The sequence below is a fragment of the Vibrio sp. CCB-PB317 genome (assembly GCF_022808245.1).
Lineage (GTDB): Bacteria > Pseudomonadota > Gammaproteobacteria > Enterobacterales > Vibrionaceae > Vibrio > Vibrio diabolicus.
This window is the reverse complement of sequence record NZ_JALGNU010000003.1, coordinates 290,565-303,866: the sequence shown is the minus strand read 5'-3', so window position 1 is coordinate 303,866 and position 13,302 is coordinate 290,565. Positions and strand designations below refer to the sequence as shown.

Annotated in this window: 11 protein-coding genes and 2 tRNA genes; 2 read left to right on the top strand and 11 right to left on the bottom strand. The window is 44.6% G+C overall.

All coding sequences use genetic code 11. The features are described 5' to 3' along the window. Positions 1 to 14 precede the first annotated feature (14 nt). From infB to rlmE, 10 genes are all read right to left on the bottom strand, one after another. Positions 15 to 2,723, bottom strand: a complete 2,709-nt coding sequence (gene infB / locus MTR11_RS18590; protein ID WP_012841448.1) for a translation initiation factor IF-2 — start codon at positions 2,721 to 2,723, stop codon at positions 15 to 17. A 22-nt stretch (positions 2,724 to 2,745) separates the two neighbouring features. Continuing rightward, positions 2,746 to 4,233 carry a transcription termination factor NusA gene (nusA, locus tag MTR11_RS18585; RefSeq protein WP_109169499.1) on the bottom strand — a complete coding sequence of 496 codons (1,488 nt, stop codon included), beginning with the start codon at positions 4,231 to 4,233 and terminating at the stop codon, positions 2,746 to 2,748. 36 nt (positions 4,234 to 4,269) lie between these two features. Further along, the gene (gene rimP, locus MTR11_RS18580) at positions 4,270 to 4,725 is read right to left on the bottom strand and encodes a ribosome maturation factor RimP (protein WP_005394659.1); all 456 of its coding nucleotides are present in this window, start codon (positions 4,723 to 4,725) and stop codon (positions 4,270 to 4,272) included. A 225-nt stretch (positions 4,726 to 4,950) separates the two neighbouring features. Next, positions 4,951 to 5,027: transfer RNA gene (locus MTR11_RS18575), tRNA-Met, on the bottom strand. Positions 5,028 to 5,083: 56 nt separating this feature from the next. Continuing rightward, positions 5,084 to 5,167, bottom strand: a tRNA-Leu gene (locus MTR11_RS18570). Between the two features lie 16 nt (positions 5,168 to 5,183). Beyond that, positions 5,184 to 5,522 (bottom strand): preprotein translocase subunit SecG, encoded by a 339-nt coding sequence (gene secG / locus MTR11_RS18565; RefSeq protein ID WP_005380080.1) that lies wholly within the window; start codon positions 5,520 to 5,522, stop codon positions 5,184 to 5,186. Between the two features lie 221 nt (positions 5,523 to 5,743). After that, a complete protein-coding gene (gene glmM / locus MTR11_RS18560; RefSeq protein ID WP_243328183.1) occupies positions 5,744 to 7,084 on the bottom strand; it encodes a phosphoglucosamine mutase in 1,341 nt (446 codons plus the stop codon). A gap of 19 nt (positions 7,085 to 7,103) precedes the next feature. Continuing rightward, on the bottom strand, positions 7,104 to 7,934 hold the full coding sequence (folP, locus tag MTR11_RS18555) for a dihydropteroate synthase (RefSeq protein ID WP_065645530.1): 831 nt from the start codon (positions 7,932 to 7,934) through the stop codon (positions 7,104 to 7,106). Between the two features lie 52 nt (positions 7,935 to 7,986). Then, a complete protein-coding gene (gene ftsH / locus MTR11_RS18550) occupies positions 7,987 to 9,960 on the bottom strand; it encodes an ATP-dependent zinc metalloprotease FtsH (protein ID WP_041852890.1) in 1,974 nt (657 codons plus the stop codon). Between the two features lie 108 nt (positions 9,961 to 10,068). After that, on the bottom strand, positions 10,069 to 10,698 hold the full coding sequence (gene rlmE / locus MTR11_RS18545; protein ID WP_005388985.1) for a 23S rRNA (uridine(2552)-2'-O)-methyltransferase RlmE: 630 nt from the start codon (positions 10,696 to 10,698) through the stop codon (positions 10,069 to 10,071). Between the two features lie 138 nt (positions 10,699 to 10,836). Here rlmE and yhbY point away from each other — a divergent pair, with 138 nt between their 5' ends. Beyond that, positions 10,837 to 11,133 (top strand): ribosome assembly RNA-binding protein YhbY, encoded by a 297-nt coding sequence (yhbY, locus tag MTR11_RS18540; RefSeq protein WP_005380066.1) that lies wholly within the window; start codon positions 10,837 to 10,839, stop codon positions 11,131 to 11,133. A gap of 84 nt (positions 11,134 to 11,217) precedes the next feature. On the opposite strand, the gene greA is transcribed toward yhbY, so the two are convergent. Further along, positions 11,218 to 11,691 carry a transcription elongation factor GreA gene (greA, locus tag MTR11_RS18535; RefSeq protein WP_005380065.1) on the bottom strand — a complete coding sequence of 158 codons (474 nt, stop codon included), beginning with the start codon at positions 11,689 to 11,691 and terminating at the stop codon, positions 11,218 to 11,220. Positions 11,692 to 12,236: 545 nt separating this feature from the next. Here greA and MTR11_RS18530 point away from each other — a divergent pair. After that, positions 12,237 to 13,247 carry a porin gene (locus tag MTR11_RS18530; protein WP_012841444.1) on the top strand — a complete coding sequence of 337 codons (1,011 nt, stop codon included), beginning with the start codon at positions 12,237 to 12,239 and terminating at the stop codon, positions 13,245 to 13,247. Positions 13,248 to 13,302 lie beyond the last annotated feature (55 nt).

Sequence of the window (13,302 nt, the reverse complement as noted above, 5' to 3'; positions counted from 1 at the left end):
GTAATTTTAGTCAATTAGTCTAGAGTACGTTTAATTTCAACGATTTCGAAGACTTCGATTTGGTCACCAACGCGAACATCATTGTAGTTCTTAACGCCGATACCACATTCGTAGCCATTCTTAACTTCTTGAACGTCATCTTTGAAACGACGTAGTGACTCTAGTTCACCTTCGTAAATAACAACGTTATCACGCAGTACACGGATTGGGTTGTTACGCTTGATCACACCTTCTGTAACCATACAACCAGCGATAGCGCCCAGTTTCGGTGACTTAAACACGTCACGAACTTCAGCAAGACCAATGATCTCTTGCTTGAATTCTGGAGCAAGCATACCGCCCATTGCTTGTTTCACTTCGTCAATCAATTGGTAAATGATTGAGTAGTAACGTAAGTCAACAGCTGCGGCTTCAACAGCACGGCGAGCAGAAGCATCTGCACGAACGTTAAAGCCAAGGATGATTGCGTTTGAAGCTTCCGCTAGTACTACGTCAGTTTCCGTAATACCACCAACACCAGAACCAACGATGTTCACTTTAACTTCGTCAGTAGATAGCTTAACTAGTGAGTCTGCGATTGCTTCTACAGAACCTTGAACGTCTGCTTTAAGTACAACGTTAAGTTCAGCAACTTCACCAGCAGTCATGTTAGAGAACATGTTCTCTAGTTTAGATTTCTGCTGACGAGCAAGTTTCACTTCACGGAACTTACCAGCACGGTAGTTAGCTACTTCACGCGCTTTACGCTCGTCACGAACTACTGTTGCTTCATCACCTGAAGATGGTACACCTGAAAGACCTAGGATCTCTACAGGGATAGATGGGCCAGCCGAAGTGATTTCTTTACCTAGCTCATCACGCATTGCACGAACACGGCCGTATTCTTGACCACAAAGAACGATGTCGCCTTTGTTTAGTGTACCTGATTGAACAAGTACTGTTGCAACTGGACCACGACCTTTATCTAGGCGAGATTCAACAACAACACCAGATGCCATGCCTTCAGCTACAGCTGTAAGTTCAAGAACTTCAGACTGAAGAAGGATTGCTTCTAGAAGACCATCGATGTTTGTACCCTGTTTAGCAGAGATGTGAACGAACATGTTCTCACCGCCCCACTCTTCAGGAATAACGTCGTATTGAGCAAGCTCGTTCTTAACGTTATCTGGGTTCGCGTCTTCTTTATCGATCTTGTTCACAGCAACAATTAGAGGAACGCCTGCCGCTTTCGCGTGCTGAATCGCTTCTACTGTTTGTGGCATTACGCCATCGTCTGCTGCAACTACAAGAACAACGATATCTGTTGCTTGAGCACCACGAGCACGCATTGCAGTAAACGCTGCGTGTCCAGGAGTATCAAGGAACGTGATCATGCCGTTGTCTGTTTCAACGTGGTACGCACCAATGTGCTGAGTAATACCACCCGCTTCGCCAGAAGCAACGTGTGTGCGACGGATGTAGTCAAGTGTTGACGTTTTACCGTGGTCAACGTGACCCATGATAGTAACAACTGGAGCACGTGGAACTGCTTCCGCGTTAGTGTCACGGTCAGATAGTACCGCTTCTTCCAGTTCGTTCTCTTTACGAAGAACTACTTTATGGCCCATTTCTTCAGCAACAAGTTGTGCTGTTTCTTGGTCGATCACTTGGTTGATAGTCGCCATAGCGCCCATCTTCATCATTACTTTGATAACTTCTGTCGCTTTAACCGACATCTTGTTAGCAAGTTCTGATAGAACGATCGTTTCGCCAATTACAACGTCTTGCTTAGCAACCGTTGCTGACTTATCAAAGCCATGCTGCATTGAAGTCGGTTTAGCAAGTTTGCCTTTACGACCTCTACCGCCACGTTGGTTGTTACGGCCACCGCGAGCTTGGTCGTCTTTACCTGAAGCTTTTTTCTTCTTACGACGACCGCTCTCTACTTTGCGATCTGCTTCATCTTCGGCTTCACGTGCGTATTGTGAAGTCGTTACATGGTAATCTGTATCTTCCATATCACCCTTTTTCTCTTCTGCAGCAGACCAACGCTCTTTATTCTTTTCAGCCAATTCGCGAGCTTCTTCAAGCTTGCGCTGACTTTCCTCTTCAGCCTTACGCTTAGCTTCTTCTTCCTGACGACGTTTAAGCTCGTCGGCCTCTTTTCGCGCTGCTTCTTGCTTAATTTTCTCTTCAGCATCACGCTTTGCTTTTTCTTCAGCATTACGTTGTGCATTCGTATCTACGTCTCGCTTCGCTTTTTCTTCAGCTTCACGTTTCGCTTTTTCTTCCGCTTCACGTTTTGCAGCTTCTTCAGCTTCACGTTTTGCAGCTTCTTCAGCTTCACGTTTTGCAGCTTCTTCTGCTGCACGTTTTGCTGCTTCTTCTGCTTCACGTTGTGCTGCTTCTTCAGCTTCACGTTTCGCTTCATCTTCAATTGTGCTGCGCTTCACGTATGTACGTTTTTTGCGCACCTCAACCTGAACATTCTTACTCTTGCCACCACCCGCGTTCACACTAAGTGTACTACGAGTTTTACGCTGAAGCGTAAGGCGAGTCGGCTCTGAATCACCTGATTTATCACCGTGTTCTTTCTTTAAATGAGAGAGAAGCTTCTGCTTCTCTTCATCAGTAACATTGTCAGAGCTCGCCTTTTTAATGCCAGCGTCAGCAAGTTGTTCAATCAAGCGGTCGACTGGCGTACCAATCTCATCACTCAGTGCTTTAACTGTTAATTGTGTCATGCCGCTTCCTCCTTGCCGAAAATTATGCTTCTTCGCCGAACCAACAGATGTTACGTGCGGCCATAATTAGCTCACCTGCACGTTCTTCGGTCAGGCCTTCGATACCTTCTAAATCGTCAATACCTTGGTCAGCAAGATCTTCCAGTGTCGCTACACCTTTCGCTGCCAATTTAAATGCCATCTCACGCTCAAGACCTTCAAGTGCAAGCAGATCTTCAGCCGGTTCTAGACCTTCAAAAGACTCTTCTTGTGCTAGTGCGATCGTCGTTAGTGCATCTTTTGCACGTCCACGAAGCTCTTCGATTAGTTCTTCATTCAAACCATCGATTTCTAGTAGCTCGTTAACTGGCACATATGCGACTTCTTCTAGCGTTGAGAAACCTTCTTCAACAAGAAGTTGAGCGAAGTCTTCTTCAATATCTAGGTACTTCATGAAGTTTTCAATAGATGCTTGTGATTCTTCAGCGTGTTTCTTCTGAAGATCAGCAACTGTCATAACATTCAGTTCCCAACCTGTTAGTTGAGATGCTAGACGCACGTTTTGACCATTACGACCGATAGCTTGCGCTAGGTTGTCAGCTTCAACTGCGATGTCCATTGAGTGTGCATCCTCATCAACGATGATAGAAGCAACATCAGCTGGCGCCATTGCGTTGATAACGAATTGAGCTGGGTTATCATCCCAAAGCACAATATCGATACGCTCACCACCAAGTTCGCCAGAAACAGCTTGTACACGTGCACCACGCATACCAACACACGCACCTACAGGGTCGATACGTTTGTCATTTGTTTTGACAGCGATCTTAGCGCGAGAACCAGGATCACGTGCCGCGCCTTTCAACTCGATAATATCTTCAGCGATTTCAGGCACTTCAACACGGAATAGTTCTGCCAGCATTTCAGGCTTAGAACGAGTGATGAACAGTTGGAAACCACGTGCTTCTGGCGCAACTTTGTAAAGAAGACCACGAACGCGGTCGCCTGGACGGAAGTTTTCACGAGGAAGTTGGTCATCACGTAGGATTACCGCTTCAGCGTTGTTACCAAGGTCAAGTACGATTGTGTCGCGGTTTACTTTTTTCACAACGCCAGTGATTAGATCACCTTCATTGTCGATGAACTGCTCAACGATTTGTGCACGTTCAGCTTCACGAACTTTTTGTACGATAACTTGCTTAGCCGTTTGAGTCGTAATACGGTCAAACGTTACTGATTCGATTTCGTCTTCTACGTAGTCGCCAAGCTCGATTGAGTCATCTTCGTACTGTGCTGCTTCTAGTGAGATCTCTTTTGTAGGGTTCTCAACATCATCAACAACTAACCAACGACGGTAAGTCACAAACTCACCAGTTTTACGGTCAATGGCAACACGTACGTCGATTTCGATTTCGTATTTTTTCTTTGTAGAAGTTGCTAGAGCAATCTCAAGAGCCTCAAAGATACGCTCACGAGGTACCGCTTTTTCGTTCGATACCGCTTCTGCTACCGCTAAAATTTCTTTACTCATTGTATTTAGCCTCTAAGCTTAAACTTTTTTAGGGAACTAAAATTTAGGGATCAGGTTAGCTTTGGAAATGTTACTTAGAGCAAACTCTTCTTGCTGACCGTCTACAGTAATTGTCACTGTTTCGCCATCAACGCCGTGGATAATACCTTTCCACTTACGACGGTTTGCTACAGCCATTTTCAATACGATGCTGACCTCGTGACCAATAAATTGCTCGTAATGTGCTGCTTTAAAAAGTGGTCTTTCTAAACCTGGAGAAGACACTTCTAGGCTGTAAGCAACAGAAATTGGATCTTCAACGTCTAAAACCGCACTAACTTGGTGGCTAACTTCTGCACAGTCGTCCACGTTAATACCATTTTCATGGTCAATGTAGATGCGTAACGTTGAGTGCGCGCCTGCACGAATGAATTCTAATCCAACCAACTCATAGCCTGATGCCTCTACTGGTGCTTCAAGCATTTCAGTAAGTTGTCTTTCTAAACCAGTCATTTAACCACTCCAGAAACAAAAAAAGGGCTCAGAGCCCAATCAAAAAACCAAGCAGTCTCTGAGCTATTTCAAAAAGCTCAGATAACAAAAAACCCCGATAGTCGGGGTTTTATGCTGCTGGACCCTGATACGTTAAGAATAGCCAACAAATGCTTCTCTTAACTCGTAGTGTGGTTAGCACTACGCAAACTTGCCAATCTACGATTTCTTCTTAAAGAAAGAGATTGGTTGCGGGGGCCGGATTTGAACCGACGACCTTCGGGTTATGAGCCCGACGAGCTACCAAGCTGCTCCACCCCGCGTCCGACTTGCTGAGCATTATACTCGCAAACAAGTGATTTACAAGTTTGTAAATACATGGTGCCGAGAGAGGGACTCGAACCCTCACACCTAAGGCACTAGCACCTCATGCTAGCGTGTCTACCAATTTCACCATCTCGGCATCAAAACCTTACAGCTTATTGAGGAATTTCATCACCCGCAGGGGCTGGAACTTCACTCGCTGCATCCTTAACTTGTTCAACAACTGGTTGACCTAATGTTGGGTCTACCCATTGTGATTCAGTCTGGTGCGTAGACATACGACCAAGCAACAAGCTAACGATAAAGAATACGGTTGCTAAAATAGCAGTTGTTCGGGTTAAGAAATTACCTGAGCCGCCAGCACCAAACACTGTGTTTGAAGCACCAGCACCGAACGAGGCTCCCATATCTGCGCCTTTACCTTGTTGAATCAACACAAGGCCAATCACACCAAGCGCTGCCAACAGGTAAATCACAAGTAGAACTGAAAACATTTTTTCCACCTATGTTCCAAATTGTTGAGCCAGCGCCGTTCAAGAGAATAAATCATAATTGAACAAGGCTAGCGACCTCCTAACGGGAGGCGGAGCAATACTAGCGAAAGCCGGTAACGCTGACAAGGGAAAATTAGTAAAAAATCAATGCCAATGCGCTAAGCGCTCAAAAAAAGGGCAAAAGATGCCCTTTTCATTCACTGCATACTTTAACGCAATGATTAACAACTTGCTTTTACAGCTTCGGCAATTTTCAATGCAGAGCTTTGAACTAGCTCTCCATCCTCACCTTCCACCATAACGCGAATCAAAGGCTCTGTGCCAGATTTACGCAGCAATACACGTCCTTTATCGCCTAGCTCAGCTTCAACTTCTTCTACAGCAGCCAATACTGCTTGCGCTTCTAGAGGGTTGTTTTCACCAGCGAAACGTACATTTTCTAAAACTTGTGGGTAAAGCGTCATGCCTTGCGACAAGTCGTGCAGTGACATGTCACTACCAACAACAGAAGCAAGCACTTGTAGAGCTGCAACAATCGCGTCTCCCGTTGTTACTTTATCTAGCAAGATAACGTGACCAGAGTTTTCGGCACCGATCTTCCAGCCTTTAGCCAGCAATTGCTCCATTACATAGCGGTCACCGACAGCAGCACGAACAAATGGAATACCTAATTGCTTCAGGCCATTTTCCATACCTAGGTTAGTCATCAATGTACCAACCACGCCACCTTTTAGTTCACCACGACGCAGAGCATCACGTGCGATGATGTAAGCAATTTGGTCACCATCGACTTTATTACCTAAATGGTCAACCATGATGATACGGTCGCCGTCACCATCAAATGCAAGACCAAGATGAGCTTGCTCTTCTACAACGCGTTTTTGTAGCGTGCGAACGTCTGTAGCACCGACTTCTTCATTGATGTTGATACCATTTGGCTCAACACCCATCGCGATTACATCTGCACCAAGTTCTTTGAAGACATTTGGAGCAATGTGGTACGTTGCACCGTGCGCACAATCTACCACGATTTTAAAGTTTGCAAGACTCAATTCAGATGGGAAAGTACTCTTACAGAATTCGATGTAACGGCCTGCAGCGTCATTTAGACGAGTGGCTTTACCAAGTTCTGCAGACTCAACACATTCAATGTCTTTATCCAGCTCAGCTTCAATCGCCAACTCGATATCGTCAGGTAGCTTAGTACCTTCAGAAGAAAAGAATTTAATGCCGTTGTCGTAATATGGGTTATGCGATGCAGAAATCACAATCCCCGCCTCTGCGCGGAAAGTTTGAGTTAAATATGCCACTGCTGGGGTTGGCATTGGACCAGTAAATGTTGCTTTAAGTCCCGCTGCAGCAAGGCCTGCTTCTAATGCAGATTCAAGCATATAACCGGAGATACGCGTATCTTTACCTATAATAACTTTCTTTGTGCCTTGTTTTGCTAGTACACGACCAGCAGCCCAGCCAAGCTTAAGTACGAAGTCCGGAGTGATTGGGTATTGTCCTACTTTACCGCGCACACCGTCAGTACCAAAGTAACGTCTTTTATTCGACATAAACTTTCCTTTATTATTTTTAAATATTGTTTTTCGTCATCTCAACAACTTTCATTGCTTCGATTGTCTCTTCAAAGTCATGCACACGAATGATCTGCGCGCCTTTCATTGCTGCAATCGTAGCGCAAACGACACTCGCATTTGTACATTCAGCCGCCGGCTTATCCAACAACTTAAAAATCATTGACTTACGAGACATGCCAGCCAAAATTGGCAGGCCGAATTCATGAAACTTTTCAAGATGAGCGAGCATATGATAATTGTGTTCTATCGTTTTGCCAAAGCCAAACCCAGGATCGAGAATCAGTTGAGATTTATCAATCCCTGCTGCTTCACATGCCGCGATACGTTCTTCTAGAAAGGCAGATACGTCGCTCATCAAATCATCATAATGAGGTGCAACTTGCATGGTTCTAGGTTGACCTTTCATATGCATCAGACAAATTGGAAGCTTTGCTTCTGCTGCGACTTCGAGAGCACCAGGTTCTTGCAAAGATCGAATGTCATTGATCAAATCTGCACCAGCATCAATAGCTTGACGCATAACTTCCGCTTTACTGGTATCGACCGAAATCCACACATCGTACTTTTCACGAATGGCCTTGATTACTGGGACAACACGTCGAAGTTCTTCTTCTAAAGACACATCTGGCGCGCCAGGCCTTGTCGACTCCCCACCAACATCAACAATGCTTACACCAGCCTTTATCATTTTATCAACTTGAGCAAGGGCGAGTTCAATCGAGTTGTATTTACCACCATCCGAAAAGGAATCCGGAGTCACATTTAGAATGGCCATAACATGTGGACGGGAAAGATCTAAAGATTTGTTATTTGCTGTAATCATCATCATAAACACAAAAACCCCGAGATAACTCGGGGTTTATTATTATCAACACTCTTTATTCAGAGTCTTTCTTTTCAGGCGCTTCGCTAGAAGTCGCTTCTGGAGAGCTAGACTTTTCTGCATCTTTCGCAGCGTCCGTTGCTTCTTCTTTAACTTCTGGCTTTGCTTGAGGCTTCTCGCTGTCTTCAGGTTTGCTAGTTGAGTTATCACTCCAACCCGCAGGCTCACGAATTTCAGCTTTGCGCTCCATTAAATCATCAATTTGACGAGCATCAATGGTTTCATACTTCATCAGCGCATCTTTCATCGCATGCATGATATCCATGTTTTCTTGAAGAATCTTCTTCGCACGGTCATAGTTGCGGTCAATGATTTGACGAACTTCATCATCAATCAGCTTCGCCGTATCATCAGATACATGCTTAGTCTGAGTCACGCTACGACCAAGGAACACCTCACCTTCATCTTCTGCATACAGTAGAGGACCAAGCTTTTCAGAGAAACCCCATTGAGTAACCATCTTACGAGCAATATCAGTTGCACGTTCAATATCGTTTGACGCGCCTGTTGAGACTTTATCAGCACCGTAGATGAGTTCTTCCGCTAGACGACCACCGTACAAGCTAGAGATCATAGACTCTAGATGCTGGCGAGACATGCTGACACGGTCTTGCTCCGGTAGGTACATAGTCACACCCAACGCGCGACCGCGTGGAATGATCGACACTTTGTACACTGGATCGTGCTCAGGTACTAAACGACCAACAATTGCGTGACCTGCTTCGTGATAAGCCGTTGACTCTTTTGTCTCTTCAGACATCACCATTGAACGGCGCTCGGCACCCATCATGATTTTGTCTTTCGCTAATTCGAATTCAACCATAGAAACGTTACGCTTGTTACCACGCGCAGCAAATAGCGCCGCTTCGTTGACTAGGTTTGCTAAATCAGCACCAGAGAAGCCTGGTGTACCACGAGCGATTAGAGAAGGCTCTACGTCACCTGCTAGAGGGACTTTACGCATGTGTACTTTTAGAATCTGCTCACGACCACGTACATCTGGCAATCCAACCACTACTTGGCGGTCAAAACGACCAGGACGTAGCAACGCTGGGTCAAGAACGTCTGGACGGTTAGTTGCAGCGATTACGATGATACCTTCGTTACCTTCGAAACCATCCATCTCTACTAGCATTTGGTTTAGTGTTTGCTCACGTTCATCGTGACCACCACCAACACCAGCACCACGCTGACGACCTACCGCATCGATTTCATCGATGAAGATAATACAAGGCGCTGCTTTCTTAGCTTGTTCGAACATGTCACGTACACGAGATGCACCGACACCCACAAACATTTCTACGAAATCTGAACCCGAGATGGTAAAAAACGGTACTTTTGCTTCACCAGCAATGGCTTTCGCTAGAAGCGTTTTACCAGTACCAGGAGGACCAACCATTAACACACCAGTAGGAATCTTACCGCCCAGTTTTTGGAAGCGGCTTGGATCACGCAAGTAGTCCACCAGCTCTTTCACGTCTTCTTTTGCTTCGTCACAACCAGCGACGTCAGCAAAAGTTGTCTTGATTTGTTCTTCGCTCATCATTCGAGCTTTGCTCTTACCAAAAGACATAGCGCCTTTACCGCCGCCGCCTTGCATTTGACGCATGAAGAAAATCCATACACCAATCAGTAAGATCATTGGGAACCAAGAAATGAAAATAGTACCAAGCAAGCTTTGCTCTTCTGGAGGCGTGCCCTGTACTTTCACGTTTTGGTTAATTAGGTCATCTAGAAGCTTTTGGTCATACACTGGCATGTAAGTGACCATTTTGGCACCGCCGCCACGACGAACAAAGCTAATTTCACCGTCTTTAAAAGTTGCTTCTTGAATCTGGCCTTGGCCAACTTCCTGTACAAACGTGGTGTAATCCACGGTTCTGCCATTGCTTTCTCCAGGGCCAAAGCTCTGGAATACCGACATCAATACGACGGCGATAACAAGCCACAGAATTAAATTTTTTGCCATGTCACTCAAGGTGTAAGCCTCTCGATAACTAATTGTAATTAAAGGTAGGGTACTACAGTTCATTCACTGTAGCTATAGTGTTAACACGCTCTCAAGAGAGCAAAATGGTTAACCTTTGTAACCAGTGGCTACAACAAAGACTTCTCGAGAGCGAGCTCGCGATGAGTCTGGTTTTCTAATTTTTACGGCTTTAAACATGTCTCGGACTTCTTTCACATACTGATCGAAGCCTTCCCCCTGGAAAACCTTTACGACAAAGCTACCATTAGGCGCTAGAACTTGTCGACACATATCTAAAGCCAATTCAACTAAATACATAGCACGAGGTTGGTCAACAGAGTTATTTCCCGCAATATTAGGTGCCATGTCAGACATTACTACGTCTACCATTGAAGGTTGGATTCTTTCTAGCAAAGCTTCCAATACTGCATCATCGCGAAAGTCGCCTTGTAAAAAGCTGACACCCGCAATCGGGTCCATAGGAAGCAAATCACACGCAATGATCTGACCACTGTCTCCTACTATCTTAGCAGCATATTGAGACCACCCGCCCGGTGCCGCACCCAAATCGACGACTGTCATCCCAGGCTTTAACAATTTATCTTTCGTTTGAATCTCATCGATCTTGAAATAAGCACGTGAGCGATAGCCTTTTTTACGAGCCTCATTCGCGTATTTATCATCAAAGTGTTCTTTCAACCAACGACCAGAACTAGCCGAATGTTTTTGTTTACTCATTTTAATCCCAACAAGGCGCAAATTGGAGCTATTGTTTTAATAGGCGCTACCTATTACTCAATAAATTATAGTCTTCAGCAATAGATGGCGTTAAAATAGCTTTTTTCAACCCTTATTTTAAAGAAAATTGGCCGCGTAATGAACCTAAGCACCAAACAAAAGCAGCACCTTAAAGGCCTAGCTCACAGTTTAAAACCTGTCGTGCTAATGGGCGCAAATGGACTTACAGAAGCCGTGCTAGCAGAAATTGAAATCGCTCTTAACCATCACGAACTGATCAAAGTAAAAGTTGCTTCAGAAGATCGTGAAACAAAACAGCTAATCATCGACGCTATCGTACGTGAGACGGGCGCAGAAAAAGTTCAGACTATTGGTAAAGTGCTTGTGCTATACCGCCAGTCTGAAGAGCGTAAAATCGAAATCCCTCGTAAGTAATTCTACTTACGTTGCTGAAGAAAAAAGGTCGCCATTGGCGACCTTTTTGCGTTTTATTGGAGTAACAAAATTACTCTCAACGACTTAGATGTATTCTACTCGATCGATTTCGAAGTCTTTCGCGCCACCCGGAGTTTGAATAGCAACCTCATCGCCTTCCATCTTACCGATCAAGCCACGAGCAATTGGTGAGCTTACTGAAATACGGCCAGCTTTAATGTCTGCTTCGTCATCACCAACAATTTGGTATGTTTTTTCTTCTTCGGTGTCGATGTCAATCAAGGTTACGGTTGAACCAAAAATAACTTTACCCGTGTTCTCCATCTTCGTTACATCAATTACTTGAGCAACTGACAGTTTGTATTCAATGTCACGGATTTGTGCTTCACAGATACCCTGCTCTTCTCGAGCGGCGTGATATTCTGCGTTCTCTTTTAAATCACCTAACTCACGAGCTTCAGCAATTGCCTCTGAAATTTGAGGACGTAGTTTAAGTAGACGATCGAGTTCTGCACGTAGCTTTTGCTCGCCACGTAGTGTCATTGGAACTTTTTCCATTTTATAACCTCAAGCCCAAATGGGTCTTTGGACAAAAAAAAGCCCACCCTGCCATAGGGCTGGGTAGTGCGCTTAAAGATGTATTTCATTTAGTGTAAACAAACTCCCGGACGAAATCATCTTAATTCGAAAGGCTGTAAGACTATGCCCTTTCGGCATAATGATATAAGTCACTTTTAGAACGATTCTAGAGTGCATCACTGTCGCAATTTGTTGAAAAACAACACTGTTCATTACACAAAAAACATCAAAAAAGATAAAAACTAATCAATGTCAGACGAATGTTATAGCCACAAAACCTTATTTAAAACAAAAAGTTAAACCAAAAACCAGAGCAATCGAACAGTGTTCATCGATACGATTTATATCATTTTACTAACTCATACGGAAACTTTAGCAGTAAAACATGTCCAGCGAGTTGTTAGATCAAAGGCTTACAAGGGCGAATTATACCGCTCATTGGCCGATTATAGACCAACAACTTGTGAGAGATTACCTCTCCCCCATACAACAATGATTATGGACAGCTAACTAGGACAAATAAGATGAAAAAGACTCTAATTGCTCTTTCTGTATCTGCAGCAGCTATGGCAACTGGCGTAAACGCAGCTGAACTTTACAACCAAGACGGCACTTCTCTAGAAATGGGCGGCCGTGCTGAAGCACGTCTATCTATGAAAGATGGCGACGCTCAAGACAAATCTCGCATCCGTCTAAACTTCCTTGGTAAACAAGAGATCAATGACAACCTATACGGTGTTGGTTTCTGGGAAGGTGAATTTGAGACTGCTCAAAACGGTACTGTAGACGGCGACGACAAGAGCGATCTAGAAACTCGTCTTGCTTACGCTGGTCTTGGCGGTGCTTACGGTGAGTTCGCATACGGTAAAACTGAAGGTGCACTAGGCGTTATCACTGACTTCACAGATATCATGGCTTACCACGGTAACTCTGCAGCAGACAAACTAGCTGTAGCAGACCGTACAGACAACATGATGGCTTACAAAGGTCAATTCGAAAACCTAAGTGTTAAAGCAAGCTACCGCTTCGCTGACCGTGTAGAACAAAACGGTGAATACTCTGATAACAAACAAGACGGCTACTCTCTATCAGCTATCTACGCTGTAGCAGACACTGGTCTTGAGCTTGGTGCTGGTTACGCAGACCAATACGATGCAAACGAGTACATGCTAGCTGCATCTTACACAATGTCTGATCTTTACTTCGCTGGTATCTTCACAGATGGCGAAAAAATGACTGACACATTCAACAACACTGTTGATTACACTGGTTACGAATTAGCGGGTGCTTACACGCTAGGTCAAACAGTATTCACAACGACGTACAACAATGCAGAAACTGACAATGAAACTTCTGCAAACAACTTCGCTGTTGATGCTTCTTACTACTTCAAACCTAACTTCCGCGGTTACGTTTCTTACAACTTCAACCTAATTGACGCTGGCGATAAGTTCGGCTCAACTAGCGGTAAGACAGTTGCGAACAAGATCGATGCTGAAGACGAGCTAGCTCTAGGTCTACGTTACGACTTCTAATTCCGGTCTTTGATTAGAATATCGAATGCCCGCTTCAAGCGGGCATTTTTTATAC

Coding starts and splice junctions, on each gene's coding strand:
- rlmE (WP_005388985.1), bottom strand. CDS start 10,698: ATGAGTAAACAAAAACATTCGGCTAGTTCTGGTCGTTGGTTGAAAGAA.
- infB (WP_012841448.1), bottom strand. CDS start 2,723: ATGACACAATTAACAGTTAAAGCACTGAGTGATGAGATTGGTACGCCA.
- nusA (WP_109169499.1), bottom strand. CDS start 4,233: ATGAGTAAAGAAATTTTAGCGGTAGCAGAAGCGGTATCGAACGAAAAA.
- MTR11_RS18530 (WP_012841444.1), top strand. CDS start 12,237: ATGAAAAAGACTCTAATTGCTCTTTCTGTATCTGCAGCAGCTATGGCA.
- greA (WP_005380065.1), bottom strand. CDS start 11,691: ATGGAAAAAGTTCCAATGACACTACGTGGCGAGCAAAAGCTACGTGCA.
- rimP (WP_005394659.1), bottom strand. CDS start 4,725: ATGACTGGTTTAGAAAGACAACTTACTGAAATGCTTGAAGCACCAGTA.
- yhbY (WP_005380066.1), top strand. CDS start 10,837: ATGAACCTAAGCACCAAACAAAAGCAGCACCTTAAAGGCCTAGCTCAC.
- ftsH (WP_041852890.1), bottom strand. CDS start 9,960: ATGGCAAAAAATTTAATTCTGTGGCTTGTTATCGCCGTCGTATTGATG.
- secG (WP_005380080.1), bottom strand. CDS start 5,522: ATGTTTTCAGTTCTACTTGTGATTTACCTGTTGGCAGCGCTTGGTGTG.
- glmM (WP_243328183.1), bottom strand. CDS start 7,084: ATGTCGAATAAAAGACGTTACTTTGGTACTGACGGTGTGCGCGGTAAA.
- folP (WP_065645530.1), bottom strand. CDS start 7,934: ATGATGATTACAGCAAATAACAAATCTTTAGATCTTTCCCGTCCACAT.